The organism is Sphingomonas sp. EU05-FHT14C10, from assembly GCF_058790595.1.
Window position 1 is genome coordinate 1 of sequence record NZ_JBYTEN010000010.1, and the last position, 20823, is coordinate 20823.

The 20823-nt window shown below is 62.7% G+C and carries 20 protein-coding genes and 2 pseudogenes; 11 read left to right on the forward strand and 11 right to left on the reverse strand.

All coding sequences use genetic code 11. The annotated features are described in order from the left end of the window. Positions 1-296: 296 nt before the first annotated feature. From AC3WT0_RS11270 to AC3WT0_RS11285, 4 genes are all read left to right on the forward strand, one after another. Positions 297-1718, forward strand: coding sequence for a DUF1593 domain-containing protein (locus AC3WT0_RS11270; protein WP_492753655.1), 1422 nt, complete (start codon positions 297-299; stop codon positions 1716-1718). A 17-nt stretch (positions 1719-1735) separates the two neighbouring features. Then, the gene (locus AC3WT0_RS11275) at positions 1736-3130 is read left to right on the forward strand and encodes a glycoside hydrolase family 43 protein (protein WP_492753657.1); all 1395 of its coding nucleotides are present in this window, start codon (positions 1736-1738) and stop codon (positions 3128-3130) included. Further along, on the forward strand, positions 3127-6045 hold the full coding sequence (locus tag AC3WT0_RS11280; RefSeq protein WP_492753658.1) for a TIM-barrel domain-containing protein: 2919 nt from the start codon (positions 3127-3129) through the stop codon (positions 6043-6045). The genes AC3WT0_RS11275 and AC3WT0_RS11280 overlap by 4 nt, the downstream gene beginning before the upstream one ends. Positions 6046-6119: 74 nt before the next feature. Next, positions 6120-6419: a hypothetical protein gene (locus AC3WT0_RS11285; protein ID WP_492753659.1), complete on the forward strand. Its 300-nt coding sequence runs from the start codon at positions 6120-6122 to the stop codon at positions 6417-6419. A gap of 231 nt (positions 6420-6650) precedes the next feature. Here the strand turns inward: AC3WT0_RS11285 and AC3WT0_RS11290 are convergent, their stop codons facing one another. From AC3WT0_RS11290 to AC3WT0_RS11300, 3 genes and pseudogenes are all read right to left on the reverse strand, one after another. Then, positions 6651-7088, reverse strand: a complete 438-nt coding sequence (locus AC3WT0_RS11290) for an ester cyclase (RefSeq protein WP_492753660.1) — start codon at positions 7086-7088, stop codon at positions 6651-6653. 87 nt (positions 7089-7175) lie between these two features. Continuing rightward, a pseudogene (locus tag AC3WT0_RS11295) lies at positions 7176-7400 on the reverse strand (helix-turn-helix domain-containing protein); the annotation flags it as partial. Positions 7401-7412: 12 nt separating this feature from the next. After that, positions 7413-7883 carry a DUF6597 domain-containing transcriptional factor gene (locus AC3WT0_RS11300; protein ID WP_492753661.1) on the reverse strand — a complete coding sequence of 157 codons (471 nt, stop codon included), beginning with the start codon at positions 7881-7883 and terminating at the stop codon, positions 7413-7415. Positions 7884-8103: 220 nt separating this feature from the next. Here AC3WT0_RS11300 and AC3WT0_RS11305 point away from each other — a divergent pair, with 220 nt between their 5' ends. Further along, positions 8104-8559, forward strand: a complete 456-nt coding sequence (locus AC3WT0_RS11305; protein WP_492753662.1) for a nuclear transport factor 2 family protein — start codon at positions 8104-8106, stop codon at positions 8557-8559. A gap of 94 nt (positions 8560-8653) precedes the next feature. Here AC3WT0_RS11305 and AC3WT0_RS11310 read toward each other — a convergent pair whose 3' ends face one another. The 3 genes and pseudogenes from AC3WT0_RS11310 to AC3WT0_RS11320 form a co-directional block, all read right to left on the reverse strand. After that, entirely contained in the window at positions 8654-8989 is a 336-nt protein-coding gene (locus AC3WT0_RS11310) for a hypothetical protein (RefSeq protein ID WP_492753664.1), read from the reverse strand. A gap of 185 nt (positions 8990-9174) precedes the next feature. Further along, positions 9175-9495, reverse strand: a pseudogene (locus tag AC3WT0_RS11315) (ATP-binding protein); the annotation flags it as partial. Further along, a complete protein-coding gene (locus AC3WT0_RS11320) occupies positions 9404-11215 on the reverse strand; it encodes an amidohydrolase (protein WP_492753732.1) in 1812 nt (603 codons plus the stop codon). The gene AC3WT0_RS11320 and the pseudogene AC3WT0_RS11315, both read right to left, overlap by 92 nt. Before the next feature lie 114 nt (positions 11216-11329). Between AC3WT0_RS11320 and AC3WT0_RS11325 the strand changes: the two genes are divergently transcribed. Continuing rightward, positions 11330-12208: a helix-turn-helix transcriptional regulator gene (locus tag AC3WT0_RS11325; protein WP_492753665.1), complete on the forward strand. Its 879-nt coding sequence runs from the start codon at positions 11330-11332 to the stop codon at positions 12206-12208. Positions 12209-12263: 55 nt separating this feature from the next. On the opposite strand, the gene AC3WT0_RS11330 is transcribed toward AC3WT0_RS11325, so the two are convergent. Genes AC3WT0_RS11330 through AC3WT0_RS11340 form a run of 3 tightly spaced genes read right to left on the reverse strand, consistent with a single transcriptional unit; the run spans position 12264 to position 15188 of the window. After that, entirely contained in the window at positions 12264-12977 is a 714-nt protein-coding gene (locus tag AC3WT0_RS11330) for a superoxide dismutase (protein ID WP_492753667.1), read from the reverse strand. Beyond that, positions 12970-14322: a chromate efflux transporter gene (gene chrA, locus AC3WT0_RS11335; protein ID WP_492753669.1), complete on the reverse strand. Its 1353-nt coding sequence runs from the start codon at positions 14320-14322 to the stop codon at positions 12970-12972. Before chrA ends, AC3WT0_RS11330 begins: the two co-directional genes overlap by 8 nt. A 44-nt stretch (positions 14323-14366) precedes the next feature. Then, positions 14367-15188 (reverse strand): chromate resistance protein ChrB domain-containing protein, encoded by an 822-nt coding sequence (locus AC3WT0_RS11340; RefSeq protein WP_492753670.1) that lies wholly within the window; start codon positions 15186-15188, stop codon positions 14367-14369. Positions 15189-15571: 383 nt separating this feature from the next. Here AC3WT0_RS11340 and AC3WT0_RS11345 point away from each other — a divergent pair, with 383 nt between their 5' ends. The 3 genes from AC3WT0_RS11345 (at position 15572) to AC3WT0_RS11355 (ending at position 18026) form a co-directional block, all read left to right on the forward strand. After that, positions 15572-16537 carry an alpha/beta hydrolase gene (locus tag AC3WT0_RS11345; RefSeq protein ID WP_492753672.1) on the forward strand — a complete coding sequence of 322 codons (966 nt, stop codon included), beginning with the start codon at positions 15572-15574 and terminating at the stop codon, positions 16535-16537. A gap of 257 nt (positions 16538-16794) precedes the next feature. Continuing rightward, the gene (locus AC3WT0_RS11350) at positions 16795-17556 is read left to right on the forward strand and encodes a hypothetical protein (RefSeq protein WP_492753673.1); all 762 of its coding nucleotides are present in this window, start codon (positions 16795-16797) and stop codon (positions 17554-17556) included. 107 nt (positions 17557-17663) lie between these two features. Next, positions 17664-18026, forward strand: coding sequence for a hypothetical protein (locus AC3WT0_RS11355; RefSeq protein ID WP_492753674.1), 363 nt, complete (start codon positions 17664-17666; stop codon positions 18024-18026). A 117-nt stretch (positions 18027-18143) separates the two neighbouring features. Here the strand turns inward: AC3WT0_RS11355 and AC3WT0_RS11360 are convergent, their stop codons facing one another. After that, on the reverse strand, positions 18144-18506 hold the full coding sequence (locus AC3WT0_RS11360; protein ID WP_492753676.1) for a hypothetical protein: 363 nt from the start codon (positions 18504-18506) through the stop codon (positions 18144-18146). Between the two features lie 115 nt (positions 18507-18621). On the opposite strand from AC3WT0_RS11360, the gene AC3WT0_RS11365 reads away from it, so the two are divergent. After that, entirely contained in the window at positions 18622-19881 is a 1260-nt protein-coding gene (locus AC3WT0_RS11365; RefSeq protein ID WP_492753677.1) for a hypothetical protein, read from the forward strand. A gap of 57 nt (positions 19882-19938) precedes the next feature. Beyond that, positions 19939-20460: a hypothetical protein gene (locus AC3WT0_RS11370; RefSeq protein WP_492753678.1), complete on the forward strand. Its 522-nt coding sequence runs from the start codon at positions 19939-19941 to the stop codon at positions 20458-20460. An 8-nt stretch (positions 20461-20468) separates the two neighbouring features. On the opposite strand, the gene AC3WT0_RS11375 is transcribed toward AC3WT0_RS11370, so the two are convergent. Next, complete coding sequence (locus tag AC3WT0_RS11375; RefSeq protein ID WP_492753680.1) at positions 20469-20822, reverse strand: hypothetical protein; 354 nt, start codon at positions 20820-20822, stop codon at positions 20469-20471. Position 20823: the final 1 nt, after the last annotated feature.

The window sequence follows — 20823 nt, forward strand, 5'->3', positions numbered from 1 at the left end:
TTGCTTCACCTGCGCTGATGCGCGACAACAATGATCGGTCTCTGGTTGCCGCTGGATGAAAGCCGGGGGTCACGTCATGACCGTTCAGGCCCAAAGCCGCCGCGGGTGGCGATGATCAATCTACGGGCAGTTAGTTGCCCGAGGACTGCCGTTGAGATCCATCGGTCGACACGGGACATCGTTCGCTGATTTAGTATGACTATTAGAGCTCTGCCCGTTAGATCGTCCTCAAAGGTCGAATGAGCGACCGGGATGTCGAGGTAAGGATGCGGATGTTTCGGGTCATGCTGGGGTGCGTGGCAATTCTTGTTGCGCCCGCCGCCACTGCCACGCCACAGGCGCCGATCTCTGCGCCTGCGCCGAAGCAGCGGCTGATCGTGCTGAGCGATATCGAGGCGGATCCCGACGATACGGAAAGCTTCACCCGCCTGTTGCTCTATGCGAGCGAGATCGACCTCGAAGGTCTGATCGCGACCACCTCCGTCCACATGAAGACGGCAATCTACCCCGATTCCATCCGCCGCATCATCCGCGCCTATGCCAAGGTGCAGCCGAACCTCGCGCTGCACGAAACCGGCTATCCGAGCGCGGACCGGCTGCTCGGCTTGGTGCAGGACGGGCAGCCGGGATACGGTATGGCGATGGTCGGCGCGGGCAAGGACAGCGCCGGTTCGCGCGCCATCATCGCCGCGCTGGAGCGGCCCGATCCGCGCCCGCTCTGGGTAACGGCATGGGGCGGCGTCAACACGCTGGGGCAGGCGCTCTACACGATCCGCGAGACCCGCACGCCCGCCGCGGCGAAGCGGCTGATCGCGAAGCTGCGCGTCTATACGATCTCGGATCAGGACGATAGCGGCGCATGGATCAGGCGCACCTTCCCCGATCTGTTCTACGTGGTCAGCCCCGGCGGTTATGGTGCGGGCACATGGACCGGGATCAACACGCTGATCGATGGCGCCGACAATACGACGATCAGCAACGGCTGGCTGCGCGAGCATATCCAGCAGGGCCACGGCCCGCTCGGTGCGATCTATCCCGATGTCGCTTACGGGATGGAGGGCGATACGCCGTCCTGGCTCTCGCTGATCCCCAATGGCTTGAGCGTGCCCGAACATCCCGATTGGGGCGGCTGGGGCGGGCGCTACGAACTCTACACGCCGCCGATCGCCACCGTCGATCCGAGCGGGTTCAGCAATGTGCCGATCGAGCCGGAGACCCGCCCCATCTGGACCAACGCGATCGACAGCTACATGCCGTGGCAGCAGCGCGAGTTTGGCCGCGCGCATACGCCGTCGGATCGGCAGATCAAGGATTTCCGTGCCGGCATCTGGCGCTGGCGCGACGATTTCCAGAACGATTTTGCCGCGCGCATGCTGTGGACGACCGAGCCGATCGCCCACGCCAACCACCCGCCGGTGGTGAAGCTCTCCGCGCCCGAACGGATCACGGTCAAATCGGGCACCCGCTTCGTGCTGAGCGCGATCGACAGCACCGATCCGGATGGCGACAGCCTCAGCTTCCAGTGGTTCCATTATGCCGAGGTCGGCCACTGGCGCACGGTGATCCCGAACGGCATCGCCGCCAACACTCACACGGTCGATTTCACCGCGCCTGTCGTCACCGAGCCGCGCGAGGCGCATTTTATCGTCCGCGTGACCGACAAGGGCTCGCCGCCGCTCACCCGCTATGCGCGCGTGATCGTCACCGTCACGTCCTGATCCGGGAAAGACCCGCCATGCCACGCCTCGTCCGCCCACTCGTCGCCGCGCTCATCGCGGCGGCATCGCCCGTCGCCACGCAGGCGAGCGCGCCGATCGTCCAGACGCGCTTCACCGCCGATCCCGCGCCGATGGTGCAGGACGGCGTGGTATATCTCTACACCAGCCACGACGAGGACGATGCCGAGGGCTTCAGGATGCTCGACTGGCGGTTCTACAGTTCGACCGACATGGCGAACTGGACCGATCGCGGCGTGGTCGCCTCGCTCAAAACCTTTCCCTGGGCGAACCAGACCAACGACGCTTGGGCGCCACAGGTGGTCGCGCGGAACGGCAAGTTCTACCTCTATGCGCCGGTCACCGTGGCGGGATCGCCGCGCAACGTGATCGCGGTCGCGGTCGCCGACACTCCCGCCGGGCCGTTCCGCGACGTGCTCGGCAAGCCGCTGATCGCGCCGGGCGAAGGCTATTTCGACCCGACCGTTTGGATCGACAAAGACGGCCAAGCCTATCTCTACTGGGGCAACCCGGACCTGTGGTACGTCAAGCTCAACCGCGACATGGTGAGCTATTCCGGTCCGATCACAAAGGTGCAGCCGCGCATCACCGATTATCAGGAGGGGCCGTGGTTCTACGGGCGCGGCGGGCATTATTACATGGCCTTCGCCTCGACCTGCTGCTCGGAGGGGATCGGCTATGCGATGAGCGATCGCCCCACGGGTCCGTGGACGTACAAGGGGCCGATCATGGATCATGACACCCGCGCCACCGGCAACCATCCCGGCATCATCGACTATAAGGGCGGATCGTACCTGTTCGGCTTCAGCTACGACCTGAACTTCGCGACGACGCCGATCCACCACGAACGCCGCTCGGTCTCGGTCGCGAAATTCACCTACAATGCGGACGGCACCATCCCCAACCTCCACTGGTGGGACAAGACCGCCGCGCCGCAGATCGGCACGCTGAATCCCTACACCCGCGTCGAGGCAGAGACGATCGCCTGGACCTCGCGGATCAGGCGCGACCGCGACCGGCCCTATGCGTGGACGCCCGGCGTCACCACCGCGCAGGACGATCGCGGCGGCGTGTACGTCACCCGCACCGCCGACCGCAGCTACATCAAGGTCGCAGGCGTCGATTTCGGCGCGGGCGCGGGCGCGTTCCGGGCGCGCGTCGCCAACGGCACGCCGGGCGCGGCGATCGAGCTGCGGCTGGATCGCACCGATGGGCCGGTCATCGCCATGCTGCCGGTCGGCGATGTGCGCGGCTGGCAGGAGAAGACCGCCACCGTATCGGGCGCGCGCGGCGTACATGATCTCTACCTGGTCTTCCGCGGCGGCAACGCGCGGTCGCTGGTGGATATGGATAGCTGGCAATTCGAACCGACACGAAAAGGAGCGGGCGCATGAACGCACGATGGATCGCCGCTGCCGCGCTGGCGACGGCAGCCCCCGCCTTCGCACAGGCGCCGAGCGGCCTCGATGCGCTCGGCCAGTTGCAGGCGGTCGCGCCCGCGCCGGATGCGGCATTCCATTTCCACCGCCTACGCAGCGGCGTGCAGTTCACGCTCGGCGGGGTCACCAAATCGGTGATCTTCTATGCGCCCGGCGTCGTGCGGGTGACCGCCAATCTCGGTCAGTCCTACTGGACCGCGCGCAGTCTCGTCGTGATCCGCGCGCCCGAAGATGTGCCCTTCACGCTGGGCGAAACGGCTGACTCACTCACGCTGAGCGGCACGAAGTTGCGCGTCGCGATCGACAAGCACAGCGGCGCGGCCAGCTATTACGATGCCACCGGCCGCCTGCTCACCCGCGAAAAAGCGGACGCGCCGCAGACGATCACCAAGCGCACTATCGCCAACGCCCCCACCTACGAGGTCGAGAACCGCTTCACGCTCAAGCCGGATGAAGGCATTTACGGCTTCGGCTTCACCAGCGACGACGATGTGAACCGGCGCGGCAAGGATCTACTGCTCGTCCAGACTAATGTCGGCATCATCATCCCGGTCATGGTTTCGACCGAACGCTACGGCGTACTTTGGGATACCTATTCGCAGATGCGCTTCAAGGACGATGCGGACGGGGCGCGGCTGTGGGCGGAAAGCGCGCCGGGCGGTGTCGATTATTACATCATGGCAGGCGACACGATGGACGGCGTGATCGGCGCCTATCGCTGGCTGACCGGCGACGCGCCGATGTTCCCCAAACAGGCATTCGGCCTGTTCATGAGCAAGGAGCGCTACCCCACTGAAGCGCGCCTCCTGGAGGTCGCACGCACCTTCCGCAAGGAGCAGTTTCCGCTCGATTACATCGTGCAGGACTGGCAATATTGGGGCGGCGACAAGGACGGCACCTGGTCCGGCATGATGTGGGACCCGAAGCGCTATCCCGACCCGGCCGCGATGAGCCGCGAGATCCACGATCTGCACATGAAGCTGATGGTGTCGATCTGGCCGTCGATCGGCAACGACACGCCGCTCGCGCATGAGCTTGATCGCTACGATCTGCGCTTCAAGTCGCTGCACTGGATTTCCAAACAGGCGCGCGTGTACGATGCCTACAGCCCGCTCGGCCGCAAAATCTACTTCAAATATGTCAAGTCCGGCCTACTCGACAAAGGCGTCGACGCGCTCTGGATGGACGGTACCGAGGTCGAGGTCAGCTCGGCGATGTGGAACCCGGTCGACAATGTGCGCGACACCAAGGCGCTGGGCAGCAACGCGCTGGGTGACTTCACCCGCTATCTCAACCCCTATTCGCTGATGACGACACAAGGCACCTATGACGGCGAGCGCGCGACCAGCGACAAGCGCGTCTTCACCCTCACCCGCTCGGCTTGGGCGGGCGCGCAGCGCACCGCTGCCGCATCCTGGTCGGGCGACATTTACGCCAACTGGCGCACCTTCGCGCAGCAGGTATCGGGCGGCGTGAACGTCACCATCACCGGCAATCCCTATTGGACGCAGGATACTGGCGGCTTCTTCGTCAGCGATTTTCCCGGCGGCGAGAAGAACCCGGCCTGGCGCGAGCTGTTCGCGCGCTGGTTCCAATATGCGACGTTCAACCCGATCATGCGCGTGCACGGCACCAGCGTCGAGCGCGAGCCCTATATATTCAAGACACTCGATCCGGCGGTGTACAAGACCCTGCTGGACAGCGTGCACCTGCGCTACCGGCTGCTGCCCTATATCTACAGCCTTGCGGCGAAGGTCACCTCGGACGGCTATACGCTGATGCGGGCGCTGCCCATGGATTTTCCCGACGATCCGGCGGTCAGGAATGTCAACGACAGCTTCATGTTCGGATCGTCGCTGCTGGTCCATCCGGTTACGCGCGCGATGTACAATATCCTGCCCTCGGCGGCGAACGTGGTGCCGGCCGACGTGCTACGCAGCGCCGATGGCAAGGCGGGGCTCGCCGTCCAGTATTTTGCGGGCGAGAATTTCGAGAAACCGGCAGGAACCGCGCTCGATGCGAAGATCGACCACACCTGGCCCGATCCGCCGCTTGCCGAGCTGCCGCCGGATCTCACCTCGCTCAGCCATTTCTCCGCGCGCTGGCAGGGCGATCTGATCGCGCCCGAGGATGGCGAATATGAGATTGGCCTGACCGGCAATGACGGGATGCGCCTGTTCCTGAATGGCAAGCCCGCGATCGACGACTGGAACCGCAGCGCCACCCGCACGCGCACGGTGCGCTACACGCTGAAGAAGGGCGAGCGGCTGCCGGTGCAGCTCGAATTCTTCCACCCCGAAGGCGGGCGCGTGTTCCGCTTCATCTGGCGCACGCCGGGCGCGTTGAAGCGCGATGCGGCGGTGCTGAACGCGCCGCGCGACCTCACGATGCGAACCTATCTGCCGCGTGGGCAGGACTGGTACGATTTTTGGAGCAACCAGCGGTATCACGGCGGCGAGAATGTCACGCGCGACGCGCCACTCGACGTGATACCGCTCTATGTCCGTGCGGGCACGATCCTGCCGATGGGGCCGGTGCTGCAATATGCGACCGAGCAGCCCGATTCGCCCTATGATGTGCGCATCTATCCCGGCGCCAACGGTCGGTTCACGCTGTACGAGGACGATAACGAGACCTACGCCTACGAAAAGGGCCAGTCGGCGCGTTACGATCTGCGCTGGGACGATGCGGCCCGCACGCTGACGATCGGCGCGCGGCACGGCACCTTCGCCGGTATGGTGAAACAGCGAACGCTTAGGGTGCAGGTGATGGATCGCACAGGCGTTGGGGCAGATTTCCGCACCGTCGCCTATGATGGCCGCGCGATCACGCTGCACTTCGACAAGCCGCCTGAGAGGGAGAAGCGCTGAGCATGGCAGCCCTGCTCGTATCTAGCCGCCGATGCGATCAAGCGGGGGATGTCCGGTTCTGACCGGAGCCGTCGTTGGCGGAGGCCACCGGGAATGACGGAAAAGTTCCCAACGTCAGTCGCTTAGCCAACCCGCTCCTGCTCGACGAACGAAGGGCAGCTATCGAGAACAACTGCGGTGTCCATCTACGACCGATATTGAGGCCCATTGCAGCCATCAGCTTGTCTGGCCAAACCGATAATGAGCGCCAACCACCGACCGGACGACCTTATCCGGCATCCATGACGCCCTCCATCAATGTGACGGTTACCAAGCGGCGGCTTTTGGGCAAGCCCACAAACCGTCTGAACGGCGAAGATGGGGTGCTTATCTGACGGATCCTGCGGGCGCCGCCGCGATGACGGCTTCCAATCCGATTGTGTTGAAAAACTCCGTGAGCGGCTGACCGACAGCGATGGAGTGCAACATGAGTTCGCACGGCTCGCCTGACGAGTTATTAAACTACAACTGGCGAGCCTTTATGGCATCGGTATTTCAGTGCCGACCACTGTGATCGGCCCACGAGGAGTTTTTCAACACAATCGGGCGCATTGCGGACGACCGCCTCACCCAATGATCGCATCAAAATGATTAGGCGGTATGAAGGGCGGCGGTTCCGGTAATAGCCCCAGTTGCACCAGCATACCCACGTCGTCGCGACAGCCACGATGAGCGATAATCAACCCGTCCTGCAGTTTGAACCAATGCAGATGCTGCACGGCAAAGCTGCGGCCGGTCGGAGGAACGTCCACCATCTGACCGCCGTCGATGGGCAATTTGCCCATGCCCAAATGAGTGCCGCAGTACACCCATCGGACCACAACGCTGTCGCCGTGAGCGAGCATGTCCTCGACCTCAATCGCGATGTCGGGGAAGCGCATGACGATATCGCGGTAGATCGCGTGCATGATCTCGCGAGGCACCTGACGTCCGTGATTATCAAATTCCGGAGCGTGGCAGGCGACTGCCGTTGCGAAGTCGTGGGCGTTGAATGCGTCGTTCATTCGAGCAACCACAGCCAAGTTGCGCTGTTCGACTGAATCACCATTATCTTCCACCGGTATTGCCCCTCTTCGCCAATTCTGGTTCGATCAGTAATCGCGTGCGGCGACGATGCTGTCTTGAAGCTTCCCGACATTGGGTAAAAGTGCGGCAGGGCTGCGTCCGGTCAACGCTTTGGCTTCCCGCGTGAAATGTGGCTGATCCGCGAAGCCCGCCATGGCTGCGGCTCCCGCCAGCGTCTCACCAGCCTTGGCAAGCTCGATCGAATGCCTCAGCCGCATGATCCGGCGGAAACGATTGGGGGACAAACCAAGCTGATCGAGAAATTATCGTTCGAGTTGACGCACCGACAGCGATACCAGCTCCGCCGCTTTCGCAACGGTTGCCCCGGCGCGGATCGCTTCGGCAGCTCGGCCGATGCGCGGATGGTGCCGTCGTCTGGACGGGGCCTCGACCAGATCACCGGCACGTCCTGTGAAGAACAGCTCCGCCATGGGCCCGGCCAGGTCGGGGAGCAGATCGGCGATCGGTATGCACTGGTCGGTCAGTTCAACCATCGGCATCCCGGCAAGTGCGCGAAATGCGAGCGGATCGAGATTGAGAAGCTGGATCTCGCCGCCATGGCTTTCGATCGCATGGCCGCGGCTCATCGGACCGGAGAGCATCAACCGCTCTCCTCGCCACACCAGGTCGCAGCACATGTCTGGCAGCGCGATTCGACCCGGCTCGGGTCGGATGCGGACGAACATCAATCCCGAAAACACTTGCCGGTCCAAAAACTGTCTCAGGGCGTTCATCGAACCTCCAAGCGCAAGGCAACATCACATCCCGTCGTTTCCCTTGCAATGGTCGAGGATGAAGTTCCGCCCCAAACGGTAACTCCCGTGCTTTGACAGAAAGTTGCTGCCCAGGAACGAAAAGTTCGTCCCTCAGACTGGCGTGTCGCCTTCGTTCAATATCCCGGTTCGGGCCGTCGTTACAGACAGCGGGATCGAAGGTTGCAAAGGACGTTTCGGGATGCTGCGTCGAGTATTTTTGGTTGCGGCCGTTATCTGCGGCTTAGCAACCCCTGCGAGCGCGCAGCAAGCGCCAGCGACCTCGCTACCGAGTGAAATCGGTTCGGCTTATGGGCGGCTGGGAAAGGCTATCCGCAACCACGACAGCGAAGGCCTTAAAGCCGTTTGGGCCGAGGACTTCGTCGTCAACTCTCCCAATAACGAGGTGCTCAATCGCGACCAGGTCATCGCGGTAATGGAGCGCGACTTCCTCGACTACAGAGAGTTCAAGAAGCATATCACGTTCGTCGGACAGAAGCCCGAGATGACCGTCGTGATGGGCTACGACACCCTCGTCCCTATCAAGGGGCCAGGTGCAGGGCAGCAAGTTATGCGGCCGTTCACCGATATCTGGGTGAAGCGAAGCGATGGATGGAAGCTGGTGGCGCGCCAGGCGACGATAGCCGCTCTAAGATAAATCTTCAGGACCAACTGGGAAGTCCGTAACGGCAATTTAGACTAGGCTGTGAACCCATAAACCGGCGGGCACGCGGTGCGGGCTGCGAGCATCGTCACGGGACAGGGTGGCGGAGAAGCCAAATGTCATTCTGCCAATCTTCGTAGCCGAGTAGCATGCCGTATCGACGCTCGCGTTCATTGGACCACGCTCCCGGCAAGGCAAGCAGCTCCAACATGGCATTCACGCGCCAATCCTCGTTGGGCAGCGTGTAAAAGACCTGATGGTAAAGCGTCCCGTTCAGCTGCTGTAGCGGTGACACCTTCTCGTGCCTTGTAAATCGGCCGACCGCAGCATGCCGGTCGAACATCCTCAGGTAGCGCAGAACGCAATCGACCTCATAGCCGTCAGTGTAGCTGAACATCGCGAGCGGCTTCGTGCCCATCAACATCAGCCCCAACTGTCAAACGGCGCGCAAACGGGACCCCGTATCGGCGTCGAAGAGGGACCCCCTTTTCGAGATTGAGCGGAGGGTTGTGGGTGACGCCCTGCGCTGGGTGCGGCGGAGGTCGGGCGTAGCCCGGCCGGAGGCGCACCCAGCGCAAGTCCGTTCTGAAGCAGGGGTGAGAGTGGCGGTTAACTGCGGTTTTTGAAGCGCCAGCTGTCATTGCCGGTCTCGACGATATCGCAGTGATGGGTGACGCGGTCGAGCAGAGCCGTGGTCATCTTGGGATCCCCGAACACGGTAGGCCACTCGCCGAAGGCGAGGTTGGTCGTGATAACGACGCTGGTGCGTTCGTAGAGCTTGCTGATCAGGTGGAACAGGAGCTGGCCACCAGAGCGCGCGAACGGCAGATATCCAAGCTCATCGAACACCACCAGGTCGAGCCGCGAGAGCTGTCCCGCCAGGGTCCCGCCCTTGCCGATCCGGGTCTCCTCTTCGAGGCGTGTCACCAATCGCAGACGTCGACAATCCCAGTTGGTGGCTATCGTAGGCCACCCGCCCTCCGACCAACGTTAGGACCGACGTGGTGCTTGGAAGCGTATCGGGCTTCGCGGAAAAAATGTCCTGTGACAGCACGGCGATATCAGCCAGCATCCCAACCGCGATCGTCCCCTTTTCGCTCTCCTGGAACTCGGCGTAGGCGGAGCCATAAGTGTAACAGCCTACGGCTTGCTCCATCGTGATGATTTCATCGGGTCGATCGGGATTGGTCACCGCCCCAAGCAGACTGAGATAGGGATTGATCGGCCCGTCCGATCCGAGTGCGACCGGAATGCCTGCTGCCAACAGGGAACGCAGCGACTGTGCCTTCTCGGCTCGCAGCCGTGCGATGTAATCGTCACTCAGGCTCGTCGCGATGCCGCCGATCATCAGATGCGTGCCTTGCTGCGATACGATGATGCCGAGGCGCTTGGCGTGCTCGAACAGATCGGGCGTGAGCCCATCGCCATGTTCGAAGCGAACCCTGCGCGTCGCCCAGACCCGCGCGCCGCCGGTGCGCTCCAGCGCGTCGAGCATTGCAATTGCCGCCGGTCGTCCGAAGACATGGACCTCCAGCTGATCGTTCCGCGTCAACGCGTCGCGCACGATGGAGTCGATGTCGCGACGGCCGAACAGCATTGGCAGACCGGAATAGCTGTAAGGGCTGCCGGCGATCTTTACACCCGCTGCACCCCCTGCTCGCGGGTTCAGGCTGCCTTCGAAAATAACGCCGTCGATCAGCCATTTGGTGCCGTTAATCGCAATCATCGGCGACGGGTGGCGCGGCGCGTTACGTCCCTCAACAAAATCCGGCCCGGTCGGTGTCGTCATGTTCATGCGGGTGATGCGCAAGCGGATCGGTGTCGGAATGGCCGCTGCCAGCTTGGCAAACCGCTCCGGACTCATATCACCCGGCAGATCCTGTATGCTCGTTATGCCATAACTCGCGGCACGATTGAGCTGCCTCTTGAGTGCCGCCATCGCGTCGGCATCGCTGGTGAGAGTAGCGAGCCGCCGAGTGACGTCGCCTGCGGCATATTCGCGCGCCCAGCCGTTGAGCTTCCCGTCGGTTCGCTCATACTTGCCGCCGACCGGATCGCGAATGGACTCGTCGATCCCGAGTTTTCGCAGTGCAGCACTGTTGAGGAGGTAGGCATGCCCGTCGAAGGTGTTCAGCACCACAGGGTGGTTCGGCTCGATTGCGTCGAGCGCCAAGCGGTCGATCTTGGCATCGTAGGTAACAAGCGGTCCGATCGTGCCTGAGAGGACCGCGCCCGGTTCAGCCTTGGCCGCCGCCCTCCTGGTCGCCGCCGCGATATCGGACCAACTGGGATCATAGCCCTCCGTCTCAATCCCGACCTGATTTTGCGGCCATATCGCGAGATGCGTATGCGCGTCGTTCAGTCCCGGAATCACGGTCCGGCCGCCCAGATCCACGATCTTGGTATGGGCGTCGGCCATTGGCTTGACAGTCGCATCATCCCCGACCGCGACAATGCGATCGCCGCGAATGGCCAGGGCCTGCGCCGCAGGCCGCGTTGGGTCGCCGGTAAAAATCCTGCCGTCAAAAAGAATGGTATCCGGTGCCGCACCAACAGATCGCGCCTGCTGAGCGGCCAGCACGCCGTTCATCAGCGTCAATGGCAGCGCAATTCCCACAAGCCCGCGGGCTTGGAGCGCGGATCGCAACATGGAATGACTTGGCACCGGATCATCTCCAAATGGCCCTCAGGCTGTTACTGCGAATGATAACTTGCCAAGCTGCCCGACGTATTTCGGATTCGTGCTTTTTTGAAGGATGCGGGAATGCGCCGATCGGCCCCTTTGTCGCCAGCGGGACTGAGCCGCATCCCCCCCGAACTGGCGCATGCGGTGATCAGGCGGGGCGAATGGTCGTTCTGTGCGATGGAGCATTCGCGGATCGGTGCGATCGAGTTCGACGCTCCCGGGGCGGCCTTTCATCACATCGCCCTTCCGCTTGAGCGTAACCCTTTACGCTTCGGTCTTCACATGGACGGCAGGCGCCAATTGGGGCGCAACGCGCCCGGCATCGTAACGATGATCGAGGCCGGCGCAGGCGGCATGACGCGCTGGGACGACACGTTCGAGTCCGCCTGCTTCTATTTTACCGATGCCGCCCTTGCGGCAGCGCTTGGTTGCGACGACGAGCGGATCGAGCACGACGTCCGCACGCGCATCGAATTGACCGCACCCCACATGGTTCGCCTGCTGCGCGCAATGTTCGCCGACGCCGCCGCTGGGCAACCGCACGGCTCGCTCGTGGGCGACGCGATCTTCCTTGCATTGGCGCCGAGTCTGGCAAAGGCCAGCGCACACTTCAATCTATCCCGTCGGCACCATGGAGAAGTTGACCGGGTACGACACGCGCTGGAGTACATCCACGCTCACCTGACGGATCGGATCGACATAACGGCGATCGCGAGCGCGGCAGCAACCAGCCCGTACTACCTCAATCACACGTTCCGGGCGGCTATCGGCCGCTCGATTTGGCAATATGTTCTGCAAGAGCGCGCCAGATATGGCGCAATTCTGATGCGGGACCGCTCTTTATCGCTCATTGAGGTTTCGCTCATGGCAGGGTTCGATACGTACGCCAGCTTCATCAGCGCGACGCGCAAAACCTTTGGCAATACGCCTGCGAGCTTACGACAATTTTGGGAGTGACGCCACCGACCCGCAAACGACTGCTTATAGGGCGCGTATTAACTGACGGCGTGCGTTAGTTTGGTTGGGCAAAACGGTCGAAGCGCCGGCTGGCCACGTCCCAACTCAGCACCTTCATCCACGCGTCGACATAGTCGCCAGCCTTTGCGCCATAGTCGATCGCATAGGCATGTTCATACATATCAAGCGCGATGAGGGGCATGCCGCCGGCGAGCGCCATCGTGTGATCTGCGGCCCATTGATTGACCAGCCGGCCGTCATGCTCGCTCCACTGGAGCAGCACCCAGCCCGAGCCGCCACCCAACGCCTTGCCCATGCCGGTGAACTCTGCCGCCCAGCGGGTGTGGCTGCCGAAATCGCGCTCCATTGCCTGCGCCAGTTTCGCGCCGGGCTTCGACGTGCTGCCAAGCCCAGAGAAATAGATCTCGTGCAGGATCATCGAGTTCCAGGCGATCAGCTCCTCGCGCTTGAGACCGTTGAGCGCGTACCCTGGCACGGTCAGCGAATCGGTCTTGGCAAACTGCGCCCGGATTACACCGAGCCGCTTCACCGCCCCGACGTAGTTGTTGTCGTGGTGACTGGTCAGGAGTTTCGCCGACAATCCGGTGATCGCCGCCGGATCGAACGGCAGGGGCTTGGGCGAAAAGCCGACCGGCGGGGGGGCTGCGCCCTGTGCGTTCGCAACGCCGGGCATCGCTGCCACACCCACCGCCAGACCGGCCATCATCGCTGCGCGTCGATCGATTTGCATGTCCTTCTCCTCAGCCAATCAGTCCCAGCAGGTGAAGTGCTATCCCCGCGAGCGAACTCGCCACCAACGTGGCGATCATACCGACCCGGAACCGGAACACCGCGACGATCGCGGCCGCCGCCAGCACCGCCGCCCAAAGGTCAACACTGGCCAACACTGGGGCATCGAAGCCGACCGGACCGAGCGCGACCGGCACGGTTATGCGAAAGAGTGTGTGTAGCGCGAACCAGACCGCGAGGTTCAACACAACGCCGACCACCGCCGCAGTGATCGCCGACAGCGCGCCCGCAACGGCGACATTGCCGCGCAGCCGTTCGATGAACGGCGCGCCGAGGAAAATCCATAAGAAGCAAGGCACGAATGTCACCCACGTCGCGAGCAACCCACCAAGCGTCCCCGCAAGCAGTGGCGATATGTCCTCGGCTGAGCGATACGCACCGAGAAAGCCGACGAACTGGAGCACCATGATCAGCGGCCCGGGCGTCGTCTCGGCCATGCCCAGCCCGTCGAGCATCTCCTTGGGTTGGAGCCAGTGATACGACCCGACCGCTTCCTGCGCGACGTAAGCGAGCACCGCATAGGCTCCGCCGAACGTCACGGTCGCCATGACGGAGAAGAACGTCGCGATCCGGCCGAAAACATTGTCAGGGCCGAGCAACGCGATCAGCGCCGCGACGGGCGCAAGCCACAGAACGAGCCAGATCAGCGCCGTTCGCACCGTCTCCCGCCAACTCGGCCGGGCATGTGCGGGTAATTCCTCACCGAGCAGCGTACCGGCGTCCGCCACGACCTCGCCACCGCTCGCGCCATGCCCGCCGCCGCCCTTGAACGCCGTGCTGCCGCGCCGGCTCGCGATCCAGCCGATCACCCCTGCCCCGAGCACGATCGACGGGAACGGCGCGGCGAAGAAGAATATCAGCACGAACGCGGCGACGGCAATCAAACGTGCGGCCATGGTCTTGAGTGCTCGCCCTCCGATCCTGACCACGGCTTGCAGCACGACCGCCAGGACCGCGGCCTTGAGCCCGAAAAACAGCGCGGAGACGAACCCGACCCGCCCATAAAGAACGTAGATCCAGCTCAGCGCCATGATCGCAATCGCCCCTGGGAGTATGAACAGCACGCCCGCGACGATTCCGCCTTTCGTCCGGTGCATCAGCCAGCCGATATAGGTGGCGAGCTGCTGCGCCTCCGGGCCAGGCAAGAGCATGCAGTAGTTGAGGGCATGCAGGAATCGATGCTCGCCGATCCAGCGTTTCTCCTCGACCAGGATGCGATGCATCACCGCGATCTGCCCGGCAGGGCCGCCGAACGACAGCAACGAAATTCTCAGCCAGATCCAGAAGGCCTGGCCAAGCGTCACCGGCTCCGGCCGCGAAGGCGCGGCCGTGCCCAATGTCGCGGGGGTCACGATAGCACCTTGCTGCGGGTCGGCTGGTGCGAGGTCCAATTGTGCTTTTCGTCACGCGCGTCGCGGCACCAGCGGTAGAGCGCGTCGTAGATCGCCATGCCGGCTTCGAGCTGCTCGTGATCGTCGCTGTGGTTGCGTGAGAGGCCGAGCGAGACAGCGAGCAGCCCAGCCGCCTCAGGCGCGGCATCAAGCCGGTCGGTATCGGCGCCTCGCACGATGTCGGCGAGATAAGCGAGCGGGGTATGGCCGCCCAACCCGAAGGCCTCAACCATCAGGTCGAAGGTGCAACGTTCATCGCGGTGGCTCCAGAATACGCGATCATCGGAAATATCGAATGGTTCGGCCCCAAGCTGCTCTGCCGTCGTCAGCACATCGGCCGGCGGGACGTACAGGAACCGCGCATCGGGATCGACGAATCGGCGGATCAGCCATGGACAGGCGATACGGTCGACTTTGGGTCGTGCGCGGGTCACCCACCAGGTCCGCCCGTCGTCGTGGCGCGCCGGCAAATGCGCAAGTGATGTGATCGGATACTCCCCGGCCGCCCAATCGGCGTAGCCGCCTTCAAGGACTTCCGCGGCGATGCCCTCGCTGCGGAGCGCTGCTGCGATGGCCGTTGCTCCCTCACCCCTTTCGTCGACCAACACGACCGCGCCCGAGAGGCGCGCAGCCCATTGCAGCGGATTGCCCGGATCGCGAAACACCGAGCCAGGGATAGTCGCCGCCGGACCATCGCGCAGATCGATGACCAGTGGCGCGTTCGGCAATCCGATTAGCCGCGCTAGCTTCTCGGACGAAATCGAGTGGAGTGCAGGCATAGTGCGTCCTCATTGAAACGGGACGCGACACTTCGGCTGACGCCTCATGGGGAGATCGCAAACCCCATCTCGAGCCAATGAGCCCTTTCGGAAGCGCAAAGTCAATATTCTTGGCGGTTTGGATGCAACGGCAAGTTTCGGGATTGTCGCGGGCGCCTTCGAACGTCCGACTTTGGAGCGCGCTGCTGCCGCTTCACTCAACGAAGCGGAAGTGGCGGGTTCCGGCAAGAGTAGTCGCTCATGCGCAGGTCGGGGAGCGTCTGTAATTGGGTCGGCAGCCGTCAGTGCCGAATTCCGCATGCTGGTGGTTAGCTGCCATTCCTCCAGCGCGAGGCTTCCGTCGTTCAACGGGTCAGCTACAGTGCAGACAGGAGGAGCCGCGCATGAAGACAGAGTCGAGCAACCTTGATCTGGTCGATCTAGAATTGCGGCCGATGCTGGAGGCATTTCCGACCATTTCGGTCACGACGGAAATTCTTCCGCTTATGCGCAATCGGCCGGCATGGGTTGAAGTCGATCCGACAGATCGCGAGCGAACACTGTTGGAAGAAAAATCCATACCCGGTCCCGAAGGTAGCCCGGATGTTCCGATCCGCATCTATCGTCCGCGAGGCGCTGATGGCGAACTACCCTGTGTCTTCCACATCCACGGTGGGGGCTACGTCGCCGGGTCAGCGAAGGACCTAGAGGGCGTTCATCTGCCAATGGCTGCGAACCTCTGCTGCTGCTTGGTTTCCGTGGACTACCGCTTGGCCCCAGAGACCTCTTTCCCGGGGGCGATCGAGGACTGCTACGCCGCACTCAAATGGGTCTTTGCCAACACCGATACGCTCGGGATTGATCACGCCCGGATAGGTGTGATGGGTGAAAGCGCCGGAGGCGGCTTGGCGTCCGCATTGGCACTGCTCGTCCGGGATCGCGGCGAATTTGCCTTAGCATTTCAGCACCTGATCTATCCGATGCTCGACGACCGGACCTGTACCGCACCCGATCCCCATCCGCACACGGGACATTTCATCTGGAATAGCGTCAGCAACAGGTTCGGCTGGTCGAGCCTGCTTGGCCACGAACCGGGCTTGGATGATGTGTCCCATTATGCCGCCCCAGCCCGCGCTGTCGATCTCAGGGGCTTACCTCCCGCCTATATCGCGACCGGCGCATTAGACCTGTTTCTGGAGGAGGATCTCGAATACGCACGCCGCCTATTGCGAGCCGGGGTGTCGGTAGAACTGCATGTTTATCCGGGAGCGTTCCATGCCTTCAATGCCTGGCCAAAGTCGGCAGTGGCGGACGCAGCACGGACGGATAGCCTGCGGGCTTTGAACAGGGCCATCAGGGCCCCGCGCTGAGGTCTGCAAATGGGGCGCGAGCCGCCAGTCGGGGGTGACGATCACGGGCAGTTGCGGTCAGGGTTGCCTGTGGCCGCTTTCGGCCCAAGCGGTCGTTCCCGGCCGCTTATGGGAACGGCTTGAGTTGGGTCGAATTCCGTCGGTAGCCTCAGAATTAGCGCGCTTTGGGGCCGAGGCTTCTGCAGCTCAGACAGTTTGCCACTTTTCTTATGACAACATAGGTGTAAAAAGGGGCCGCTAGGAATTGGGAGGCTCGGATGAAGCGACATGTGATCACGATATGCGCGGTTATCGCTCTGGGAGCTTGCGGCCGGGCGCCCCAGGAGAATCGGCAGGCTGCCGAAAGCGAGAACGTGGGGTCGCCAGAGCCAAAGGCGGACGCCTCCAGCGCCCGTTCGCCAGGCTGGCGAGCCGTTATCGCCGAGCTGGATAAGGACAAATCCACCAATGAGCGCGTCAATGACGTTGCGCAGGAAGCGCTGCAGCTTACAGGGAGTTCTACGCCTGCTCAGGCGCCCTCCCTCACGCCGGCTCGCCAGCAGGCTGCCAACATGCTCGCCAGCATCCTGCCGCCCATCGGCAGCGGCGCAGGCGCAAGCCGCGTGACGCAATATGAAGTGAATATCGATCCGCCGGCTGGCGCCAGCTATGTCGGGCGAGCGACCATATCCTTCGCGGGCGACCCGCCAGTCACTGTCTATTATCTCAAGAAGCCCATCGCGAGGCCGGGCAAGCCCGACGCTGAGGGCGGAAAGAGGATTTTGGACGAAACGATGGATATCGTCGGCCTGCCGACCGGATCATCGGCCAGAACCAGCTTTGGGGGGCAGGACAATCTCCTGGCTTTCTGCATGGCCCGGCCGGTCGCTGAAAGCCGCCAGGCGACATGCTCGGCCAGTGTAGCCGACATTCCTTTGCTGCTGTTAACAACCTATCCGCGGCAAAACGATACCGATGAGGTCTTCAAGCAGGATCCGATCGACCGAATGATCAAGGTGTTTCAACGCCTCCGGACGTAAAATCCCGGTTCAGAGCCCAACATTCTTTGCGATCCTCCGGTGCATCAAAGTCTTTCACGAGACGGGAATGGGGGCGCTCCCCCAGGACAGGAAGGAGACAACTTCCGATGCTCATTTGGGTCCTGCTTCTCGCGTGGATCGGATCCGTTGTGATCGTCGTCCGTTCCTTTCCGAGGGCGCCCGAGGTACGGCGTCGTCTGCGGGCCCTATCGTTCATGATCATGCCGTGGGGCCTTGCGATTCTCTTGGGTCCTTTCGTGATAGACCATCATGCGGTCGGCACGCACATCCGGGAACGGATGATGATCGGCCAGTATGCGGCCATGGCGCTTCTTTGCTTCATTGCTGCGGTCGGCATCGTTCGGGCGCGTGGCGCGAGACGATGCGCATCGGCGATCGCCGTCGCCAATTTCATTCCGGTCTTTCTGTTGGTCTCCGTCAGCGTCATGATCATTGACCCCGGCTCCTGAGCAACGCTCAACGGAGGTTAGAAACCGAGCGCCGCCCACTCATGGCAGCCAGCGCCGATTCGCCCGCGCCACGCCGACCCGAAGGGCATACCGCTCGGCGCGAAGCCGGTTGTCATCCTATGTCGCAGCATCCTCCCCTAGGCCGAACGCCCGATAGAGCGGCTCGAACGTCAGGGGTAATCCAAACACCCTGCCATCGTCGTCGAAGAGTTGCTGAGCAAGACCGTCCGTCAGTGCGCAGCGGTGCTCATAGCCTTCCGCAACGGCCTGCTGGCGAAAATCCGACCCATCCACGAACAGCATGCCAGCCAGCGGCTCAATCTCCGCCACTTCGCAGCGCCTTTGATCAATGTGGCGCGGGATCAGCAGTTGCAACCCGTGCCACCCCGACCAAAACAGGCCCACGGCCGCGCGAGTCTCGACGATCCGCACGAAGTAGAGCTTCGTAGGGTCGATCGGCAGTTCTTCGTCATCTTTCACGGCGCATGTCCTTCCGTCCCACAAAATGGTTCGGCAAACTCGATGCTCTTATAACATATATATTGTCAAAAGAAACATGCCTTGATAAATCGTCCTCATCTGAAGGGGATCGATCATGGCGCGATTCGGGGTTTCGGTAACGGCAACGCTGCTTCTCGCGCTCATGGTCAGCGCCTGCGATGCCGCAAAGGACGGTCATGAAGCCGCCAATGCCGCCACGCCAGCTGCGGCGCAGCAGCTCTCACAATCTGATGAAAAGCTGGAGCAGGCAGGCGATTGCGTTATCCCTCCCGCGACCGGAGGGACGATCGCCAGCGAGGACCCGCGCTGGCGCAGCTTTGATTTCTGGGTCGATCGCATGCGCCGTGGCGTGGCACGCCCGGCGGATGCCGGTGACCGCTCGGGCATCGGCCATTTCTGCGGCACATGGTCGGTCGCGATCTTCCAGCCCAATGTGGAAAAGTCGGCCGGCGTGATCGGGCTGCGTGTGGCGCCGGACGGCAGCTATGTCGCGATCGTGCGCGATGGTGTCGCCGATGATGATTATGCCTTTCATATCGACCGCGGACAGATGTCGGCGAGCGACGCTGGTCTGCGCTTCGTCTCAGGTCAGGGATGGAATGACGAGGGTCAGTGGCTGCCGGTGACGGGCGGCGGCATGGTCGCAATGATGCAGCAGAAGATCCTGTGGTTCCGCCCCATCGGACCGAATGCCAGGAAGCAGGTCGATGCGATGATCGAGGCCGCAAGCGGCGCAGGCAGGGATATGGCCTCCAACATCGCACTCGCCATGGCCGTCGCCAAGGCCTGGTCGCCGGACGCCGAACTGCGCGCACTGGAACTGCGGCCGCATGACGGCGACTTCTCCAGCCCGGTAGTGGCGCCGAGCTTCTATTCGCGCACCAAGAACATCACGATGGTCATGCTCTTCGACGCGGCGGCCGGGCAACTACCGACAGGCAAGACCTATGCGGGCGACGTGACCGGAACGACGAAGGCAATCCCCGCCGACGCCATGGCTCTGCCGTCGCTTGCCGGCGGGAGCCCGGAAGATGGTCCCGCTGTCCTGCGCTGGTGGGGCAATGGAGACGCCGCAGGCCTCTGGTGGGTGTTCACGCGTCCCATGGCAGGCAATCGCCGGGGCGACATCTGCTATGATGTGGCGCAAAGCGGTGTGCGGGATTGTCGTGTGGTGTTCGGCGATGAAGTCGCCGACTATGAGCGGCGCGCGGCGGCGGTGCGGCGTAACCGACAGGCCGCCCCCGCACGCGGGGGCGATTCGGCACCGTTCGTCCTCCGCCCCCCTTGTAGCGCGTCGTGGCTTCAGCCAGGCGATATCTGCAACGACTTCGGCACCGACAAAATAGTGAGATGAAAAGGCGACAGGTGGGGCCCGCCGTAGCTAGTGCCTGCCTGCTGATGGGGAGACGTCATGATGAGTAGAGCCTCGGATGTCGTTGGCAAATTGACCGGCGTTGTTCTTGTTCTTTTGGCCTTGGGTTGGTTCCTCGGCGCGGAAGACCAAGCTGTTCGAAGACATTGTTACCCTGCCAAGGCAAGCGACCGTGAAGCTTTTGGGTGGATAGACTACATCGCCACGGGATGGGACTGGCCAGTTCATTGGCTTCGAGGCACACGCGCAACGCCCATTCCTTGCAAACCGGGCGTCATCGGGCTCGGCCAGGCGACGCCTCCGTTCCCGGGCAACGCTATGGTCGGGGAGATTTTGCGCGAGAAGGACGGGCGGATCAATCCAGGCGAACTGTCCGGATCATTGCCTGGCGGCAATCCTTCGATCGGCCATCGCAATCTCGATCGCTATCTGGTCGAGCATTCTGGCAACCCGTCGAGCACGCAAGGCACGCCCTCACCGGGCGGCAATGCCGATTCGGATCAGGGCCTCACGCCGGAAGCACGTGCGTTACTGGAGAAGAGGTTGAAGGAAGAACAGTAGGTCCGCTGTCACCCGGCCACGCGCATAGGATGACGCGCCGCGTAACGCGCCAGTAGCATCGCCGCTTCCGTGGCGGTATCGCGATCAAGCGAAGTCATAACGGTCGCCACGGCTGCGCTGTCGGGCCGACTTGCCATGCAGAGCCTGAGCGGCTTCTCGCCTGTCCCGACAATCGCGCACAGACCGCGTGCGTCCGAATTGTAAGCGGTCGCCTGAATCGCCCGTACTTGCGTCTGCCATGCATGGGGAAGATAGCCCGTGAGAAATGCCAGGTCGTCATCATGCTCAGGCCCCTCACTCAGTCCGCGCGAAAACCTCGCGACCTTTTTGGCGTCTTCCGCCGACCGATAGACAGTGAGCATG

What these genes read in the sequence shown, in the direction of transcription:
- AC3WT0_RS11275 (WP_492753657.1), top strand. Translation starts at nt 1,736, where the DNA reads ATGCCACGCCTCGTCCGCCCACTCGTCGCCGCGCTCATCGCGGCGGCA.
- AC3WT0_RS11280 (WP_492753658.1), top strand. Translation starts at nt 3,127, where the DNA reads ATGAACGCACGATGGATCGCCGCTGCCGCGCTGGCGACGGCAGCCCCC.
- AC3WT0_RS11290 (WP_492753660.1), bottom strand. Translation starts at nt 7,088, where the DNA reads ATGAACGACGCATTCAACGCCCACGACTTCGCAACGGCAGTCGCCTGC.
- AC3WT0_RS11300 (WP_492753661.1), bottom strand. Translation starts at nt 7,883, where the DNA reads ATGAACGCCCTGAGACAGTTTTTGGACCGGCAAGTGTTTTCGGGATTG.
- AC3WT0_RS11305 (WP_492753662.1), top strand. Translation starts at nt 8,104, where the DNA reads ATGCTGCGTCGAGTATTTTTGGTTGCGGCCGTTATCTGCGGCTTAGCA.
- AC3WT0_RS11310 (WP_492753664.1), bottom strand. Translation starts at nt 8,989, where the DNA reads ATGTTGATGGGCACGAAGCCGCTCGCGATGTTCAGCTACACTGACGGC.
- AC3WT0_RS11320 (WP_492753732.1), bottom strand. Translation starts at nt 11,215, where the DNA reads ATGTTGCGATCCGCGCTCCAAGCCCGCGGGCTTGTGGGAATTGCGCTG.
- AC3WT0_RS11325 (WP_492753665.1), top strand. Translation starts at nt 11,330, where the DNA reads ATGCGCCGATCGGCCCCTTTGTCGCCAGCGGGACTGAGCCGCATCCCC.
- AC3WT0_RS11340 (WP_492753670.1), bottom strand. Translation starts at nt 15,188, where the DNA reads ATGCCTGCACTCCACTCGATTTCGTCCGAGAAGCTAGCGCGGCTAATC.
- AC3WT0_RS11345 (WP_492753672.1), top strand. Translation starts at nt 15,572, where the DNA reads ATGAAGACAGAGTCGAGCAACCTTGATCTGGTCGATCTAGAATTGCGG.
- AC3WT0_RS11350 (WP_492753673.1), top strand. Translation starts at nt 16,795, where the DNA reads ATGAAGCGACATGTGATCACGATATGCGCGGTTATCGCTCTGGGAGCT.
- AC3WT0_RS11355 (WP_492753674.1), top strand. Translation starts at nt 17,664, where the DNA reads ATGCTCATTTGGGTCCTGCTTCTCGCGTGGATCGGATCCGTTGTGATC.
- AC3WT0_RS11365 (WP_492753677.1), top strand. Translation starts at nt 18,622, where the DNA reads ATGGCGCGATTCGGGGTTTCGGTAACGGCAACGCTGCTTCTCGCGCTC.
- AC3WT0_RS11370 (WP_492753678.1), top strand. Translation starts at nt 19,939, where the DNA reads ATGATGAGTAGAGCCTCGGATGTCGTTGGCAAATTGACCGGCGTTGTT.
- AC3WT0_RS11375 (WP_492753680.1), bottom strand. Translation starts at nt 20,822, where the DNA reads ATGCTCACTGTCTATCGGTCGGCGGAAGACGCCAAAAAGGTCGCGAGG.